This window comes from Alloyangia pacifica, from assembly GCF_020524285.1.
Lineage (GTDB): Bacteria > Pseudomonadota > Alphaproteobacteria > Rhodobacterales > Rhodobacteraceae > Salipiger > Salipiger pacificus_B.
Map to the genome: position 1 here is coordinate 81,132 of NZ_JAIVKX010000006.1, position 16,028 is coordinate 97,159.

At 65.9% G+C, this 16,028-nt stretch carries 16 protein-coding genes; 4 read left to right on the plus strand and 12 right to left on the minus strand.

Features of this window, described 5'->3' with window-relative positions:
• Window positions 1–2: 2 nt before the first annotated feature.
• Window positions 3–1,040: an ABC transporter ATP-binding protein gene (locus LC039_RS09880; protein WP_226623704.1), complete on the minus strand. Its 1,038-nt coding sequence runs from the start codon at window positions 1,038–1,040 to the stop codon at window positions 3–5.
• A 73-nt stretch (window positions 1,041–1,113) separates the two neighbouring features.
• The gene (locus tag LC039_RS09885) at window positions 1,114–2,196 is read right to left on the minus strand and encodes an ABC transporter substrate-binding protein (RefSeq protein ID WP_226623705.1); all 1,083 of its coding nucleotides are present in this window, start codon (window positions 2,194–2,196) and stop codon (window positions 1,114–1,116) included.
• A gap of 359 nt (window positions 2,197–2,555) precedes the next feature.
• Between LC039_RS09885 and speB the strand changes: the two genes are divergently transcribed.
• Window positions 2,556–3,503, plus strand: a complete 948-nt coding sequence (speB, locus tag LC039_RS09890) for an agmatinase (RefSeq protein WP_226623706.1) — start codon at window positions 2,556–2,558, stop codon at window positions 3,501–3,503.
• 96 nt (window positions 3,504–3,599) lie between these two features.
• Here the strand turns inward: speB and LC039_RS09895 are convergent, their stop codons facing one another.
• Together LC039_RS09895 and LC039_RS09900 are read right to left on the minus strand one after the other, a co-directional pair.
• A complete protein-coding gene (locus LC039_RS09895) occupies window positions 3,600–5,075 on the minus strand; it encodes an NAD-dependent succinate-semialdehyde dehydrogenase (RefSeq protein ID WP_226623707.1) in 1,476 nt (491 codons plus the stop codon).
• A gap of 1 nt (window position 5,076) precedes the next feature.
• Window positions 5,077–6,363: a 4-aminobutyrate--2-oxoglutarate transaminase gene (locus LC039_RS09900; RefSeq protein ID WP_226623709.1), complete on the minus strand. Its 1,287-nt coding sequence runs from the start codon at window positions 6,361–6,363 to the stop codon at window positions 5,077–5,079.
• 142 nt (window positions 6,364–6,505) lie between these two features.
• Between LC039_RS09900 and LC039_RS09905 the strand changes: the two genes are divergently transcribed.
• Complete coding sequence (locus LC039_RS09905) at window positions 6,506–7,078, plus strand: cupin domain-containing protein (protein WP_226623711.1); 573 nt, start codon at window positions 6,506–6,508, stop codon at window positions 7,076–7,078.
• A 31-nt stretch (window positions 7,079–7,109) separates the two neighbouring features.
• On the opposite strand, the gene LC039_RS09910 is transcribed toward LC039_RS09905, so the two are convergent.
• Window positions 7,110–7,481: a DUF2237 family protein gene (locus tag LC039_RS09910; protein WP_226623713.1), complete on the minus strand. Its 372-nt coding sequence runs from the start codon at window positions 7,479–7,481 to the stop codon at window positions 7,110–7,112.
• Between the two features lie 91 nt (window positions 7,482–7,572).
• On the minus strand, window positions 7,573–8,265 hold the full coding sequence (gene pth / locus LC039_RS09915; RefSeq protein ID WP_226623716.1) for an aminoacyl-tRNA hydrolase: 693 nt from the start codon (window positions 8,263–8,265) through the stop codon (window positions 7,573–7,575).
• Window positions 8,266–8,341: 76 nt separating this feature from the next.
• On the opposite strand from pth, the gene LC039_RS09920 reads away from it, so the two are divergent.
• Window positions 8,342–8,653 carry an antibiotic biosynthesis monooxygenase family protein gene (locus LC039_RS09920; RefSeq protein ID WP_226623718.1) on the plus strand — a complete coding sequence of 104 codons (312 nt, stop codon included), beginning with the start codon at window positions 8,342–8,344 and terminating at the stop codon, window positions 8,651–8,653.
• 133 nt (window positions 8,654–8,786) lie between these two features.
• Here the strand turns inward: LC039_RS09920 and LC039_RS09925 are convergent, their stop codons facing one another.
• The gene (locus LC039_RS09925) at window positions 8,787–9,407 is read right to left on the minus strand and encodes a 50S ribosomal protein L25/general stress protein Ctc (RefSeq protein ID WP_226623720.1); all 621 of its coding nucleotides are present in this window, start codon (window positions 9,405–9,407) and stop codon (window positions 8,787–8,789) included.
• A 175-nt stretch (window positions 9,408–9,582) separates the two neighbouring features.
• Between LC039_RS09925 and LC039_RS09930 the strand changes: the two genes are divergently transcribed.
• Entirely contained in the window at window positions 9,583–10,725 is a 1,143-nt protein-coding gene (locus LC039_RS09930; RefSeq protein WP_226623728.1) for an MFS transporter, read from the plus strand.
• Window positions 10,726–10,729: 4 nt separating this feature from the next.
• Here LC039_RS09930 and LC039_RS09935 read toward each other — a convergent pair whose 3' ends face one another.
• Genes LC039_RS09935 through cyoA form a run of 5 tightly spaced genes read right to left on the minus strand, consistent with a single transcriptional unit; the run spans window position 10,730 to window position 15,569 of the window.
• The gene (locus tag LC039_RS09935; RefSeq protein ID WP_226623732.1) at window positions 10,730–11,479 is read right to left on the minus strand and encodes an SURF1 family protein; all 750 of its coding nucleotides are present in this window, start codon (window positions 11,477–11,479) and stop codon (window positions 10,730–10,732) included.
• Complete coding sequence (cyoD, locus tag LC039_RS09940; protein WP_226623734.1) at window positions 11,479–11,874, minus strand: cytochrome o ubiquinol oxidase subunit IV; 396 nt, start codon at window positions 11,872–11,874, stop codon at window positions 11,479–11,481. The genes LC039_RS09935 and cyoD overlap by 1 nt, the downstream gene beginning before the upstream one ends.
• Window positions 11,874–12,503, minus strand: coding sequence for a cytochrome o ubiquinol oxidase subunit III (gene cyoC, locus LC039_RS09945; protein WP_413463825.1), 630 nt, complete (start codon window positions 12,501–12,503; stop codon window positions 11,874–11,876). The genes cyoD and cyoC overlap by 1 nt, the downstream gene beginning before the upstream one ends.
• Window positions 12,500–14,497: a cytochrome o ubiquinol oxidase subunit I gene (gene cyoB, locus LC039_RS09950; protein WP_226623735.1), complete on the minus strand. Its 1,998-nt coding sequence runs from the start codon at window positions 14,495–14,497 to the stop codon at window positions 12,500–12,502. The genes cyoC and cyoB overlap by 4 nt, the downstream gene beginning before the upstream one ends.
• Window positions 14,487–15,569 (minus strand): ubiquinol oxidase subunit II, encoded by a 1,083-nt coding sequence (gene cyoA, locus LC039_RS09955; protein ID WP_226623737.1) that lies wholly within the window; start codon window positions 15,567–15,569, stop codon window positions 14,487–14,489. Before cyoA ends, cyoB begins: the two co-directional genes overlap by 11 nt.
• Between the last annotated feature and the right edge of the window lie 459 nt (window positions 15,570–16,028).

The window sequence follows — 16,028 nt, forward strand, 5'->3', positions numbered from 1 at the left end:
GCTCAGCCCAGAACGACGACGGATGCGGGATCGACCGACAGATGCGCCGTGTCGCCGACCTCGAGCGGGCAATGGGTGCGGCCCGGCAGGCTGACGGTCAGGTCTTTTTCATCGGCGTTGCCGGTGTCGACGCTGATTTCGGTGGTGGCGCCGAGGTGGCGCACGAAGGTCACCGTGCCGCTCAGCGTGTCTGCGCCCGCCTGCGGGGCAAGCGCGATGTCCTCGGGGCGGATCGACAGGGTGGCATTGCCGGGCTTCGCCCCCGGCAGCGTCAGCGCGCCGCCCGGACCCTCGAAGCGGCCGCCCTCGATCCGGCCGGGGATCAGGTTGGTGATGCCGATGAAATCGGCGACGAAGGCGTTGGCGGGATTGCGGTAGATCTCGATCGGCGGGGCGACCTGCTGGATCTTGCCCTCGGACATGACCACCACGAGGTCGGCGGTGGTCATCGCCTCGCGCTGGTCATGGGTCACAAGCAGCGAAGTGACGCCGAGGTCGCGCTGAAGGCGCTTCACCTCGACCTGCATGGTCTCGCGCAGCTTGGCGTCGAGCGCCGACATCGGCTCGTCGAGCAGGAAAAGCTTGGGCTGCATGATCAGCGCGCGGGCGATGGCGACGCGCTGGCGCTGGCCGCCGGAGAGCTGGGTGATGGCGCGGTCGGCTTTGCCGGGCAGGTGCACCAGATCGAGCAGCCGCTCGACCTCGGCGCGGCGCTTGTCCTTCGGCACGCCGCGGATGGCGAGCGGGTAGGCGATATTGTCGCCCACGGAAAGGTGCGGGAAGAGCGCAAGCGACTGGAACACCATGCCGAAATCGCGCTTGTGCGCAGGTTTCGAGGTGATGTCCGCGCCGTCCAGAACGATCCGCCCGGCGCTGGGATCCTCGAGCCCCGCGACGATGCGCAGAAGGCTGGTCTTGCCGCAGCCCGAGGGGCCGAGCAGACAGACGAACTGCCCGTTGTCCACGATGAGCGAGATGTCACTGAGCGCCTGGACGGAGCCGTAGAACTTGTCGACGTTTTCGACGATGAGACCTGACATGCGTGCGTCTTCCCTGCGGCCGGGTGCAAGCGCCCCCGGCCGTCTCCTGTTTGGTTGAAATTTGGTGCGGCGATCAGGCCTGGAGCATCTCGGCCCAGATCTGGTTCAGCCAGTCGGTGCGTTCGAAGTGCAGGTCGTAGCGCGGGATCACCGGCTCGATGTCCGAGGACACGGCGGCGAACTCCTCGTCGGTCAGATCCATGCTCTCGCGTGCCACGTTCGGCGCGGTGCCGAGGTTGCGCGCCAGCATCGCCTGAACCGAGGGCTGCGACATGTAGTCGATGAAGACCTGCGCCTGGTCGATCTTGTCGGACACGCGCGCCACGCCCCAGTTGCCGCTCTCGCGCAGGCCGCCCTCTTTCGGGAAGTTGGAGCGAACCGGGAAGCCGTCGGCGGCGGCGAGGCCGGTGACGTCGTGGTAGTACTGGCCGATCGGGATCTCGCCCGACTTCAGCGCCTGCTCGAACTGCGCCTCGTCGCGGTACCACAGGCGGGTGTTCGGCTTCAGCTCGGCGACCTTGGCCAGCACTTCGCGGATGGTCTCGTCGCTCGACAGGTAATCCGTGCCGCCGAAGAAGGTCTTGGCGGTGATCTCCAGCAGGTAGGAGTTCGACACCAGCGCCAGCAGCCCGAGGCTGTCTTCGTACTTCGGCTCCCAGAGCTCCGCCCAGCTCTCGATCGGCTGGGGGAAGACATCGGTGTTGGTGGCCACGGTCACGTACCAGGACACCGCGCCGACCGCCGCGAGGCCGTCGTCGTCGTAGCGGTTGATCAGCGTCGGCAGGATGTTCGACACGTTGGGCATCGCCGTCTCGTCGAGCGGCGCCCAGAGACCGGTGCGCATGCCACGCATGATGCTGACGGTGGCCATCATCGACACGTCCGCCGGAGCGCGCTTGGCACGGGCCGCCTGCTGAAGCTGGATCAGCCAGGCCTCGCCGGTGGGTACGGCGATGCTTTCGATTTCGATGCCCGTGGCCTTGGTGAACTCGGGGTAGACGAAGCTGTCGAAGCTGTCCTGGAAGTAGCCGCCGTAGACGCCGACCTTCAGCGGCTCGCCGCCGGCGCGGAGCACGGCGGGAGCGGCAAGGGTCAGCGGCAGGGCGCTTGCGGTCTTGAGAAGCGTGCGGCGCGAGAGCGCGGAGGATTTCATCATGTCTCGGTCCCTGTTTTCGCGTTTTTGAAGAGTTCAGGGCAGAAGACTGCAAGCTCGCTTCCGGAAACATCACGAAAGAACGGAATTCACTTCGGGATTGTCCGAAGAACGCGGTGCACGGAGCGCATAGGATATGCGCACAGGATAAGCCCTTGTTCTTCAAGAGCCAGCGTTGATCCGCTTGTTGGTCGAGCCGAGGGCCCTGTCTCGCGTGCTGCGCCTGACGCAGCGTCTGTGCGCGGCGCGGGGCCGCGAGTGGACTCACTTTGCGCTATCCCGAAGTGATTTTCGGAAATTCCTTATTTCCTCGAAGCGTGCAAGCGCGGAAGACTGGGCTGGATAGGAACTTCGAGGCTCGAATGTCAGAACTCAATCAACCACTTGGTGGAAATGTCATGCCGCGCACCGGCGGCCCGGGAACGATGATGCGGCTGCCCGCGCAGCCCACGGCCGAAGGGCTCGATGCCTGTTTCGTTGGGATCCCGATGGATATCGGCACCTCGAACCGTCCCGGCACGCGCCTCGGCCCGCGCCAGATTCGCGACGAGAGCCGGATGATCCGCCCCTACAACATGGCGACCCGCGCCGCGCCCTTCGACAGCCTGCAGGTGGCGGATATCGGCGACGTGCCGATCAACCTCTACGACCTGAAGAAGTCGGTCGACATCATCACCGAGCACTACAAGGGCATCCTCGCACATGACACGACGCCGCTGACGCTGGGCGGGGACCACACGCTGACCTGGCCGATCCTGCGCGCGGTGGCGGAAAAGCACGGGCCGGTGGCGCTGATCCACGTGGACGCGCATTCCGACACCAACGAGGAGATGTTCGGCGAGACCGTCGCCCATGGCTGCCCCTTCCGGCGTGCACATGAGGACGGGCTGCTGCTCAACGACAAGGTGTTCCAGATCGGGTTGCGCGGATCGGGCTACGCGCCCGAGGATTTCGACTGGGGCCGCGAGAAGGGCTGGACGGTGATCCCCGCCGAGGAGTGCTGGCACAAGTCGCTGACGCCGCTGATGGAGGAAATTCGCGCCAAGATCGGCGATGCGCCGGTCTACCTGAGCTACGACATCGATAGCCTCGACCCGGCCTTCGCGCCCGGCACCGGCACCGTCGAGGTCGGCGGCCTCACGACCATCCAGGGGCTCGAGATCATCCGCGGCTGCGCCGGGCTGAACCTCGTCGGTTGCGATCTCGTGGAGGTCTCGCCGCCCTACGATCCGGCGGGGAACACGGCAGTCATCGCGGCGAACTACCTGTTCGAGATGCTCTGCGCGCTGCCGGGCGTGAAGCGCGGCTGAGGCGCTGACCTAGGCGTCTCCGCTTGCTCCTTCGGGGTTTCCCGAAGTGAAGAAAGGGGGCCTTTTGGCCCCCTTTGTCGTTTCTGCAAGTAGGTCTCAGCTCAGCCCGCCGAAGCAGAGGTTCTTGATCTCGAGGTAGTCGTCGCAGCCGTACTTCGAACCTTCGCGGCCCATGCCGGACTGCTTCACCCCGCCGAAGGGGGCCAGTTCGGTCGAGATCACGCCGGTGTTGATCCCCACCATGCCGGTCTCCAGCGCCTCTCCGACGCGCCAGGCGCGCGCGAGGTCGCGGGTGTAGAAGTAACCGGCAAGGCCGAACTCGCTGTCGTTGGCCCAGTCGATCGCCTCGTCTTCGGTCTCGAACCGCACCAGCGGGGCGAGCGGGCCGAAGGTTTCCTCGCGGGCGACCTTCATCTCCTGCGTCACGCCGGTGAGCAGCGTCGGCTCGAAGAAGGTGCCGCCCAGATCGGCGCGGGCGCCGCCCTTCGCCACGCGCGCGCCCTTGGTCAGGGCGTCGGCGATGTGGTCCTCGACCTTCGCCAGCGCCGCGGTGTTGATCAGCGGACCGGTGTTGACGCCGTCCGCGAATCCGTCGCCCAGCGTCAGCTTGCCCATCGCCGCGCCAAGCTTCTCGGCGAAGGCGTCATAGACCCCGGCCTGTACGTAGATGCGGTTGGCGCAGACGCAGGTCTGGCCGTTGTTGCGGAACTTGGCCAGCATCACGCCTTCGACCGCCGCATCCAGATCGGCGTCGTCGAAGACGATGAAGGGCGCGTTGCCGCCAAGCTCCAACGAGAGCTTCTTCACCGTGTCCGCGCCCTGTTTCATCAGCAGCTTGCCGACGCGGGTGGAGCCGGTGAAGGTCAGCTTGGCGACCTTCGGGCTGGCGCACATTTCCTGGCCCATGCCGGCGGCATCGAGGCCGGGCAGTACATTGAAAACGCCTGCGGGCAGGCCCGCGCGCTCGGCCAGCACCGCCAGCGCCAGCGCCGAGAGCGGGGTGAACTCCGACGGGCGCGCCACCATGGTGCAGCCCACTGCCAGAGCGGGTGCCATCTTGCGCGCCAGCATGGCGCTCGGGAAGTTCCACGGGGTGATCGCGCCCACCACGCCCACCGGCTGTTTGACGATCACCATGCGGGTGCTCGACTGGGCGCCGGGGATCATGTCGCCGTAGACGCGCTTTGCTTCTTCCGCGAACCACTCGACGTAGGAGGCGCCGTAGAGGATCTCGCCGCGCGCTTCCGCCCAGGGCTTGCCCATCTCGGCGGTGAGGATGGTCGCGAGATCGTCTGCGTTGTCCACCAGCAGGTCGAAGAGCTTGCGCAGCACCGCGCTGCGCTCCTTGCCCGACTTCGCGGCCCAGGCCTTCTTGGCGGCATAGGCCGCGTCGATGGCGGTGGTGACATCAGCGGCCGAGAGGTCCGCCACATGCGCGATGATCTCGCCGGTGGAGGGGTTCTCCACCGGGAAGGTCTTCTCGCCGGCGACCCAGGCGCCGTTCACGTAGGCGCGGGTCTCGAGCAGGCTCCCGTCCTTGAGAGACAGCGATGTGATGTTCAGGTCTTTCATATCAGAGTCCTTTCGCGGCCTTGGCGGAGGCTTCGAGGAGGCCCATGGCCTCGTCGAAGATCTCGTCCTGGATGGTGATCGGGGCGAGGAAGCGGATCACGTTGCCATGGACGCCGCAGGTCAGCAGCAGCAGGCCCCGGTTCAGCGCCTCGAGGCGGATGGCATTGGCGAGCTCGGGCAAGGGGGTGCCGTCAGCGTCGATGAACTCGGCGGCGACCATGAAGCCCGGGCCGCGGATCTCGGCGATCTCGGGCACATCGGCGCGCAGGGCTTCCAACTTGGCCTTCAGCTTGTCGCCGAGCACCGTGGCGCGCTCGCAGAGCTTCTCCTCGTCGATCACGTCGAGCACGGCGTTGGCCGCGGCGATGCCCAGCGGGTTGCCGCCGTAGGTGCCGCCGAGCCCGCCGGGAGCCGCCGCGTCCATGATCTCGGCGCGGCCGACCACGCCGGAGATCGGAAGACCGCCGCCGAGGCCCTTGGCCATGGTCGTCAGGTCCGCCGCGACGCCGTAGGCCTCCATGGCAAAGAGCGTGCCGGTGCGGGCAAAACCGGTCTGCACCTCGTCGGCGATCAGCACGATGCCCTTCTCGTCGCAGAGGGTGCGGAGGCGTTCAACGAACGCCTTCGGCGCCGGGTTGAAGCCGCCTTCGCCCTGCACCGGTTCGAAGATGATCGCGGCGATGCGCGCCGGATCGACATCGGCCTTGAACAGCATGTCGAGCGCCTTGAAGCTGTCGTCCACGCTGACGCCGTGCAGCGCGTTCGGGAAGGGCGCGTGGAAGACATCACCCATCATTGCACCGAAGCCCGCCTTGTAGGGTGCGACCTTGCCGGTCAGCGTCATGCCCATGAAGGTGCGGCCGTGGAAGGCGCCGCTGAAGGCGATGACCGCCTGACGCCCGGTGTGGGCACGTGCGATCTTCACCGCGTTCTCGACGGCCTCGGCGCCGGTGGTGACGAACATCGACTTCTTGGCGAAGTTACCGGGCGCGCGCGCGTTCAGACGCTCGGCGAGGCGCACGTAGTTCTCGTAGGGCACGACCTGATGGCAGGTGTGGGTGAAGGCGCTGAGCTGTTCGGCGACGGCGGCCATGACCTTGGGGTGGCGGTGGCCGGTGTTGACCACGGCGATGCCCGCGGCGAAGTCGATGAGACGGGTGCCGTCGGCGTCCCAGATCTCGGAATTCTCGGCCTTCACCGCGTAATGATCGGTGAGCACGCCGACACCGCGCGCCAGCGCGGCCTTGCGGCGGGTTTCGATCTCGGCGTTGGCGGTTCTCTTGAGCATGGTGTGTCCTCCGGGGGCCGCATCGCGGCCGATGTGGTGTTCTGCCCGGCAGGCTAGCGCTTCCAGAATTACGCAAAAGTCTGTTTCTTGCTGTCTGCAAGTGATTGTATATTCGTGCCATCCGAACAGGGTTTTGCAGATAATGAACACATCGAACACGACTCAGGAGGACCTTGCCCTAGGTCACCGTCTGCGGGTGCTTCGCGAGCGTGCCGGGTTGTCGCAGCGTAGCCTTGCGAAGAAGGTGGGGGTGCCGAACTCCACGATCTCGCTGATCGAGTCCGGCAAGTCGAACCCCTCGGTCGGCGCTCTGCGCAAGATCCTCGACGGCATTCCGGTGAGCCTGTCGGAGTTCTTCGCCTTCGAGCCCGCGCCCGAGCGGCAGCTCTTCTACGCCGCCGAGGAACTGGTGGAGATCGGCAAGAAGAACCTCTCGCTTAAGCAGGTCGGGGCGACGCTGATCGGCCGGGCGATGATGCTGCTCAAGGAGACCTACGCGCCCGGGGCCGACACCGGGCGGGTGATGTACGGGCACGAGGGCGAGGAGGGTGGCATCGTGATCTCGGGGCGTGTCGAAATCACCGTTGGCGAGGAGCGCAAGATCCTCGGTCCGGGCGATGCCTATTACTTCGACAGCCGCGTGCCGCACCGGTTCCGGCAGGTCGGGGCAGAGCCCTGCGTGCTCTTCTCGGCCTGCACGCCGCCGACGTTCTGAGCCGGTCCAGACCGCGCGCTCAGTCGGCGCCTCAGCCCGCCTTGTGCTGTTCGAGGATGTCCAGCGCGACCACCTCCAGCGCGCGGGCGTGGGTCGACTCGAGCTGCACCTTCGGCGCGCAGCCCTCGTCATGCGCCTGCAGGAAGCGCAGCGCGCAGAGGCACCACTGATCGCCCGGCTTGAGCCCCGGGAAGCGCAGCCCGGGGCGCGGGGTCGAGAGGTCGTTGCCGACATACTTGGAATAGGCGAGGAACTCGGCCGTCATCACCGCGCAGACCGTGTGGCTGCCGGCGTCCTCGGCGCAGGTGTTGCAATGGCCGTCGCGGAAATAGCCGGTCATGGGGTCGACCGAACAGGGGTGAAGCTGGCTGCCCAATACGTTGACTGCCCGATCCTTTTGCATCGCGTCCTCCGTTGTCTGTGTCCCCACTGCCGTCAAACCTAGAGAGCCGTCGCGCCTCGGGCAAGGCGCGCGGACGCAAGGGCGGGATCGGTCAGCGGAACTTGTCGGCGAGCTTCTGCAGCGGGCTGCGGCTGTCTTCCGGAGCCGCTTCGGCGGCGGGCTTCGCGTCGTTCTTCGGCGCGGTTTCGCCCTTGGGAGCCGACTTCGACGAGCGTGGCGGCGCGACGCGCAGCGCCACGGCGTTCTGGAAGCCGGGCTTGTCGCCCTCCGCGAGCGCCTTTGCCCCGTCCGAGATGCCGCGCATCAGGTCGTCGAGCCAGCCTTCCTCGGCCTTGGCGAAATCGTGCAGCACGTAGCCCGCCACCGCCTCCTTGCGGCCCGGATGCCCGATGCCGAGACGGATGCGATGGTAGGCCTCGCCGATGTGCTGGTGGATCGAGCGCAGACCATTGTGACCGGCATGGCCGCCGCCGGTCTTCACCCGGCACTTGCCGGGCACGAGGTCGAGCTCGTCGTGGAACACGGTGACATCGCCGGGCGCGAGCTTGAAAAAGCGCATCGCCTCGCCGACCGACTGGCCCGACAGGTTCATGAAGGTCTGCGGCTTCAGCAGCAGCACCTTCTCGGTGCCGAGCCGGCCTTCGGCCACTTCGCCCTGAAACCGCGCGCGCCACGGGGTGAAGCCGTGATCCTCGGCGATCCGGTCGACGGCCATGAAGCCGATATTGTGCCGCGTCTTCGCGTATTTGCCGCCGGGATTGCCCAGACCCACGAAAATCTGCACCGCGTCTCTCCGATTTGTCTCTGTTTGGCCCTAGATAGGACGGGAACGCCGATAGCACAGACAGGAAGGAGAGACCATGTATCTCACGATGAACCGCTTCAAGGTGGTGCCCGAGAAGGCGGCCGAGTTCGAACAGGTCTGGGCGCAGCGCGACAGCCAGTTGAAGTCGGTGCCGGGCTTCCGCAGCTTTGCGTTGCTGAAGGGGCCGGAGCGCGAGGATCACATCCTCTATGCGTCGCACACGGTCTGGGAGGACGAAGAGAGTTTCATCGGCTGGACCAAGAGCGAGGCCTTTCGCATCGCCCACAAGGGCGCCAAGGGGCGGGCCGAGATGTACCGCGGCGGGCCCGAGTTGGAGATCTTCGAGTCGGTGATCGAGCTGGTCTGAGGCCGGAGCGCAGGGCCAGCGTCCGATGCCGGAGTCCTTCGCCCCCGCATAAGGGCCTGCAATGCAAGCAGCCTGAAACGCAAACGGCCCCGCCAAACTGGCGGGGCCGTCCGTCATTCCGAGGGCGCGAGGATTACTCCTCTGCGGCTTCCTCTTCGCCTTCTTCGGCTTCCGCCTCGACCAGACCGCGCGGTGCGGACAGGTTGGCGATCACGAAGTTGCGGTCGATGGTCGGCTTCACGCCTTCCGGCAGGACAACGTCGTTGATGTGGATCACGTCGCCGATCTGCTTGCCGGCTAGGTCCACGGTGATGTGGTCCGGGATGTCGCCGGCGAGAACGTTCAGCTCGACTTCCTGACGCACGATGGTCAGAACGCCGCCGCGCTTGAGGCCCGGAGCCTGCTCCTCGTTGATGAAATCAACGTGGATGAACAGGTTGATCCGCGAGGTGCGGCGCAGGCGCATCAGGTCGAAGTGCGTCGGCAGGTCCTTCACGACGTCGCGCTGGACGTCACGGCAGATCACGCGCACATCTTCGTGGCCGTCGACCTTGAGGTTGAAGAGGGTCGACTTGAAGCGACCGGCCTTCAGGGTCTTGAGCAGCGCGTTGAACGGGATCTGGATCGGAAGCGGGTCTGCTTCACCACCAAAGACGATCCCCGGAACCATGCCGTCGCGACGAGCTTGCCGAGCGGCGCCCTTGCCCGTCCCCGACCGTTCCAGGGCTACGAGATCAGGAATCTCACCAGCCATAATGTATCTCCAATGTGTCTAGGGCGGGGTGCCTCCAAGGCTGTCACCCCGCGATGAACGCAGCCCCTTAGACCGGATCGGGGTTTTCGGCAAGGGCCTATTCGCGCGAAACGCCGCTCAGCGCCGCTTTTGACGCGTCTGGACCTTCCCCGCGGGCCGTGTCACGGCTTGCGCCATGAGCATCCTTTCCGACATTCGCCTGATCCGCCGCCCGCTCGCGGGCTTTGCTGCCATCGGCATCTGCTGGGGCGTCTTCGCAGGCTGCGTGCCGGCGATCAAGGCCCAGGTGGGGCTGACCGACGGCGGCCTTGGCACCGCCATGCTGGTCTCGACCTGCGGGGCGATCCTTGCCATGTGGCTGGCCCCCTGGGCCGAGGAGCGGCTGAAGGCCCTCGCGATCCCGCTTTTCACCGCGCTGCTCGGGGTCGGCTTCCTGATGCCGGGGCTCGCCGGATCCTGGGGGCAGTTCGCCGCGGCGATGCTGTTCTGCGCGGCTGCGGCGGGCACGGTGGACGTGGCGATGAACGCGCAGCTTTCGCAGCTCGAGGCGCGCTCGGGGCGGCCGCTGATGAACCTCGCCCATGGCGGCTACTCGCTGATCTACGCCTGCGCCGCGCTGGCGGCGGGCATCGCGCGGGGCGGCGGGTTGCCGCTCTGGGGCATCTTCCTGGGCGCAGCCTGCCTGACGCTTGTGGCGGCGGTTGTCGCGCGTGGCGGCGAGGTTGTTCTGCCCGAGGAGACGACCGAGCAGACCGGACGCGCGCCGCTGCCCTGGGGGATCGTGGCGCTTGCGGGGGTGGTAATCTGCATCGGTTTCATGGCCGAGCAGGCGACCGAGGCCTGGTCGGCGCTGCATCTCGAGCGCAACCTTGGCGCCGGGGCTGTGGGCGGGGCGTTGGCGCCGACGCTGCTGGGGCTGACCATGGGCGCCGGGCGGCTGTCGGGGCAGGGGCTGATCCGGCGCCTGAACGGCGCAGGCGTTCTGGGGGCCGGGGCGGGGCTTGCCGCGCTCGGCTCGGTGACCGCCGCGCTTGCGCCGACCGCGCTCGTGGGCTGGATCGGCTTTGCGGTGCTGGGCTTCGGGGTCTCGGTGCTGGCACCCATGGCCTATGCCTGGCTCGGCGCGCGTCTGACGCCGCAGGCCCGGGCACGGGCGATCAGCCGCGCGACGGTGATCGGCTACACCGGCTTCTTCATGGGGCCGCCGATGATGGGTGGCCTGTCCGAGCTCTTCGGGCTGCGCGCCTCCTTCGGGGCGGTGGCGCTGCTGCTTCTGCTGGTGCCGCTGGTGCTGCTGCCGATGATGCTTCGGCGCTGAGCCCTCAGCGGGTGCGGCGGAATTCCGTCCAGATGAACAGGCCCCAGGCGGCCACCATCAGCAGCGCGAGCCCCGCCCAGGTCAGCGCGTAGCTGAGGTGCGCGTTGCGGAAGCTGATCACGGTCTGCCCGCCGCGCGGCCAGGCCCCGGGATCGGCGCCCATCTCCTGGTCGACGAAATAGGGCGCGGCGTCGTCGAACCCCTTGGCCTCGGTGATCGAGCCGATGTCGCGGCGGTACCACTGGCCGTTCTCGGGGTCGTTGTCGCGCGAGAAAAGCCAACCGCGGTCCTCGGAGATGCGCAGCAGGCCGGTGACGGTCTGCGGGCCCTCGGGCGCGTCGCGGGTGGCGGGATCCTTGAGGTTCTCGGGCACCTGGCCGCGGTTGACCATCACCACCGTGCCGTCGTCGCGGCGCAGCGGGGTCAGAACCCAGTAGGCAGGGCCGAAATCCGCGGGGGTGTAAATCTGCACTTCCTCGTCGTTGAGGAAGGTGCCGCTGAGCGTGACATGCCGGTACTCGGCGCTCTCGGCGGTGATCCCGGCCCAGTCTTCCGGGCCGGGAGCAGGGACGGGCGCGGCATGGACGCGCGCCTCGACCCTTTCGATCAGGGCCACTTTCCAGTGCAGCCGGTTCACCTGCCAGATTGCCAGCGAGGTGAAGCCGACCAGACCGGCAAGGGCGATGAGCGTGACCACCACGATGAGTGGCCAGCGGCGGCGCTGCACGCCGGGCTTATGCGCCGCCGCGCCCATCAGTTGTGGTCCTCGTGACCGGACATGCTGGCGCCCGGGGTGGCCTCGGGATCCATGACCATGTTGCCCTCGGTCATCGGCATCATGTTGGCGTTCATGTTGTGCATGACCCAGAGCGAGCCGGCCAGAACGATCGCCACGATGACCACCGCGAGCACGGTCGCCGCGAGGGTCCAGCCCTCTTCGGTGCTGCTCTTGAGGTGCAGGAAGTACACCAGGTGCACGACGATCTGGACGGCGCCCAGACCCATGATGATCGCCACCAGGGTCGACGGAGCGATGTCGGTCTCCATCATGACCAGCGCGAAGGGAATGATGCTCAAGATCGCCGCGAGGGCGAAACCGGTCATCAGCTGGCCCATGGTGCCGTGCGATGTGTCGGAATGTGCGCTCATCAGATCAGCCTCACGAGGTAGACGAAGGAGAACACCCCGATCCAGACGAGATCGAGGAAGTGCCAGAACATGCTCAGCGTGGCGAGACGCTGCATGTTCGCCGGGATCATGCCCTTCATGCGGATCTGCGCGATCATCACGCAGAGCCAGACGAGGCCGAAGGTCACGTGCAGACCGTGGGTGCCGACCAGCAGGAAGAAGGCCGACAGGAAGCCCGAACGGTCGGGGCCCGCGCCGATGTGGATCAGGTGGTTGAACTCGTAGAGTTCCATCCCGATGAAGCCCGCACCGAACAGGCCGGTGATCACCAGCCACAGGGTGGTGGCGTCCATGTCGTGCTTGTCGGCCTTCAGCATGGCGACGCCGAAGGTGACCGAGGAGATCAGCAGCAGCGCCGTCTCGGCGAGCACGAAGCCGGGCTCGAAGAGATCCTTGGGACCGGGGCCCCCGGCGAAGTTGTTGCCCAGCACGGCGTAGGCGGCGAAGAGCGATGCAAAGATGATGCAGTCGCTCATCAGGTAGATCCAGAACCCGATGGGGGTGGGGCTGGCGTGGTGATGATCGGGGTGGTGGTCGGGGCCGTTAGGCCCCTCCACGCGTCCGGTCAGCGGAGTGTCGAGCATGGTCATGCGACCTCTCCCTTCGCTTCCGTTTCAGCGACCTTTGCCGCCGGGATCCAGTGATCCTGATTGTAGTTGAAGGTATGCGCGATCACCGTCGCGATCATGCCGATGAAGGTGATCGCGGCGAGCCACCAGATGTACCAGATCATCGCGAAGCCGAAGACCAGGGCCATGGCGGCAACGATGATGCCGGTGGCCGTGTTGTTCGGCATGTGGATGTCCGAGTAGTTGGTGGACCACTTGAACCCGTCCTGTTTCATCTTCCAGAAGGCGTCACGGCCGGAGACCACCACGTCCTGCGGGAAGTTGTAGTTGGCGGGCGGCGACTGGGTTGCCCAGTCGAGGGTGCGCGCGTTCCACGGATCGTTGCCGACGGCCAGCTCCTTGCGGCGCAGGATCGAGACGGCAAAGTTGATGAAGCCGCAGGCGATGCCACAGGCGATCAGCACCGCGCCGAAGGCGGCGATGATGAAGTAGATCTGCCAGGCCTGGTCCATGTAGCTCTGCAGGCGGCGCGTCACGCCCATCAGGCCGAGCGCATAGAGCGGCATGAAGGCGAAGTAGAAGCCCACGCACCAGAACCAGAAGGTGCGGCGTCCCCATTTGTCGTCCAGCTTGAAGCCGAAGGCCTTGGGCCACCAGAAGGTGACGGCGGCATAGACCCCGAACACCACGCCGCCGATGATGACGTTGTGGAAGTGGGCGATGAGGAACAGCGTGTTGTGCAGTTGGAAGTCCACGGGCGGAACGGCCAGCAGGACGCCGGTCATGCCGCCGATGGCGAAGGTGACGATGAAGCCGGTGGTCCAGAGCATCGGCACTTCGAACTGCACGCGCCCCTTGTACATGGTGAAGAGCCAGTTGAAGACCTTAACCCCGGTGGGCACCGCGATGATCATCGTGGTGATGCCGAAGAAGGTGTTCACGTTGGCGCCGGAGCCCATGGTGAAGAAGTGGTGCAGCCACACGATGAACGACAGCACCATGATGCAGGCGGTCGCCCAGACCATCGTCTTGTAGCCGAACAGCGGCTTGCCCGAGAAAGTCTGCACGATTTCCGAAAACACGCCGAAGATCGGCAGGATCAGGATGTAGACCTCGGGGTGACCCCAGATCCAGATCAGGTTCACGTACATCATGGCGTTGCCGCCGAGATCGTTGGTGAAGAAGTGGAAATCGAGGTAGCGGTCGAGCGTCAGCATGGTGAGCGTGGCGGTCAGCACCGGGAAGGCCGCGACGATCAGCACGTTGGTGCACAGCGTGGTCCAGGTGAAGACCGGCATGTCGAACAGCTTCATGCCCTTGGCGCGCATCTTGAAGATGGTCGCCAGAAGGTTCACGCCCGACAGCGTCGTGCCGACACCGGCGATCTGCAGCGCCCAGAGGTAGTAGTCCACGCCGGGTCCATGCGAGAAGGCCGATCCCGACAGCGGCGGGAAGGCCAGCCAGCCGACACGGGCGAACTCCCCGATGAACAGCGAGATGTTCACCAGCAGCGCACCGGCCACCGTCATCCAGAACGAGAAGTTGTTCAGGAAGGGGAAGGCCACGTCGCGGGCACCGATCTGCGTCGGCATGACGAAGTTCATGATGCCGGTGATGAAGGCCATCGCCACGAAGAAGATCATGATCACGCCGTGGGCGGTGAAGACCTGGTCGTAGTGGTGCGGGGGCAGGTAGCCCTCGGCACCGCCGGCCGCCATGGCCTGCTGGGCGCGCATCATCAGCGCGTCGGCAAAGCCGCGGATGAACATCACGAAGCCGAGCACCATGTACATGATGCCGATCTTCTTGTGGTCGACGCTGGTGAGCCAGTCACGCCAGAGCGGGCCCCAGAGCTTGAAGTAGGTCATCAGGATCAGCGCGGCGATGCCGCCCAGAACGATGGCCGAGAAGGTGCCGACGAGGATCGGCTCGTGGTAGGGAATCCAGTCGAGGGTCAGGCGGCCGAAGAGCGGCGACCAGGTCTCGGGGGCTTGGACATGGGCTTCAGTTGCCATCGTGCGCTGCTCCCTCATGGGTGTTCATGGAAAGGGTTTCGCCGTCCGCGTGACCACCGTGGGCCGGGGCGGAGGGCGTTGCCGGCTCGCCGATCAGATTGCCGAAGCCGTCGATCGCGCGCTGGTCGTCGTATTGGTACATGTGCTTGTTGGCGATCCCGTCGAGGCCGCCGCCGCCCATCTCGTCCTGCATCATCATCTGATCCATGCAGACCTTGCCCTCGTCGACGCAGAGACCACGGATGCGGTCGAAGAGATTCTCGTCGACGCCGCTGTAGTACTGCACCTCGTTGGCCATCGAGGGCACTTCGAGATCGAGGTAGGCTTCGCGCGACAGCTCGTCGTTCGAGGCGCGGGCCTTTTCGACCCACTGGTCGAAATCGGCATCGCTCATCGCCAGCGTGTCGAAGTGCATCTCCGAGAAGCCGGGGCCCGAGTAGTGCGCCGCCTGGCCGAAGTAGGTGCCTTCCTCATCTGCGATGAGATGCAGCTTCGTCTCCATGCCGGCCATCGTGTAGATCATGCCGCCGAGCGCGGGGACCGAGAAGGTGGTCATCACGGTCGAGGAGGTCAGGCGCAGGTTGATCGGACGGTTCGCCGGAACGGCCAGTTCGTTGACCGAGGCCACGCCCTGTTCGGGGTAGATGAACAGCCATTTCCAGTCGAGCGAGACCACGTCCACCTCGATCGGCTCGCCGATCTCGGTGCCGATCTCCGCCGCGTCGAGCGGGCGGTAGGGGTCGAGCCGGTGCGTGTAGATGTAGGTGTACACGCCGAGGATCGCGACGATGATAATAGGCACGCCCCAGAGCACGTATTCGAGCTTGGTCGAGTGGGACCATTCCGGCGCGTAGTCGGATTGGTCCGGACGGTCGGCGCGGTAGCGCAGCGGGAACCAGATGGCCATGAAAATGACCGGGATGATCACGATCAGCATGAGCAGGGTCGAGATGACCAGCAGGTCACGCTGCTCGGCGGCCACCCAGCCCGACGGTGCAAGCACGTCGTACTGGCATGCCGACAGGCTCGCGACCGCTCCCAGCAGGATCGGAATTTTGAACGATAGTCTCAAGTCAGCCTCGCAGGTCTTTCCGGATCGGCGGATGAGAGGAGGAGGCCGGTCCGGGAGAACAATTCGGGCGCACTCAGAACGGGCGCGTCCGTTACAGGTGGGTCGCGCGTAGAATGCTGCAGGCGCGAACCGAATAGGTCATTCCGTCGCACATGTTTGCCGTTCAGCTTTGCGTGACGAAACGTGCGGCGCCGCGACTCGTTCGCCGCGCGCGCTGGAAATAGACCGGGCCGGGGCGGAGTTTCTAGGGAAATCATGCGGAAGACCGCATCATTTTGCGTGGCTGCGGAGCCGCCGGGTCGGCGGCGCTTCGCCGATAAAGGCATCGCGCGTTGCGGTTGCGCTAAGCGCGGACACAAAAAGTTGAATAGTAACCTCCGCAACTTGTGCCGTCCTTTTGAGACAAGGCGGGCCGCGCGGTTGCGGGAAGCCGCAACCCGCCCGACGCCGAAGGCGGAG

Excerpts from the sequence above, each read along its gene's own strand:
- LC039_RS09880 (WP_226623704.1), bottom strand. The coding sequence starts at position 1,040 with ATGTCAGGTCTCATCGTCGAAAACGTCGACAAGTTCTACGGCTCCGTC.
- LC039_RS09885 (WP_226623705.1), bottom strand. The coding sequence starts at position 2,196 with ATGATGAAATCCTCCGCGCTCTCGCGCCGCACGCTTCTCAAGACCGCA.
- speB (WP_226623706.1), top strand. The coding sequence starts at position 2,556 with ATGTCAGAACTCAATCAACCACTTGGTGGAAATGTCATGCCGCGCACC.
- LC039_RS09895 (WP_226623707.1), bottom strand. The coding sequence starts at position 5,075 with ATGAAAGACCTGAACATCACATCGCTGTCTCTCAAGGACGGGAGCCTG.
- LC039_RS09900 (WP_226623709.1), bottom strand. The coding sequence starts at position 6,363 with ATGCTCAAGAGAACCGCCAACGCCGAGATCGAAACCCGCCGCAAGGCC.
- LC039_RS09905 (WP_226623711.1), top strand. The coding sequence starts at position 6,506 with ATGAACACATCGAACACGACTCAGGAGGACCTTGCCCTAGGTCACCGT.
- LC039_RS09910 (WP_226623713.1), bottom strand. The coding sequence starts at position 7,481 with ATGCAAAAGGATCGGGCAGTCAACGTATTGGGCAGCCAGCTTCACCCC.
- LC039_RS09920 (WP_226623718.1), top strand. The coding sequence starts at position 8,342 with ATGTATCTCACGATGAACCGCTTCAAGGTGGTGCCCGAGAAGGCGGCC.
- LC039_RS09925 (WP_226623720.1), bottom strand. The coding sequence starts at position 9,407 with ATGGCTGGTGAGATTCCTGATCTCGTAGCCCTGGAACGGTCGGGGACG.
- LC039_RS09930 (WP_226623728.1), top strand. The coding sequence starts at position 9,583 with ATGAGCATCCTTTCCGACATTCGCCTGATCCGCCGCCCGCTCGCGGGC.
- LC039_RS09935 (WP_226623732.1), bottom strand. The coding sequence starts at position 11,479 with ATGGGCGCGGCGGCGCATAAGCCCGGCGTGCAGCGCCGCCGCTGGCCA.
- cyoD (WP_226623734.1), bottom strand. The coding sequence starts at position 11,874 with ATGAGCGCACATTCCGACACATCGCACGGCACCATGGGCCAGCTGATG.
- cyoC (WP_413463825.1), bottom strand. The coding sequence starts at position 12,503 with ATGACCATGCTCGACACTCCGCTGACCGGACGCGTGGAGGGGCCTAAC.
- cyoB (WP_226623735.1), bottom strand. The coding sequence starts at position 14,497 with ATGGCAACTGAAGCCCATGTCCAAGCCCCCGAGACCTGGTCGCCGCTC.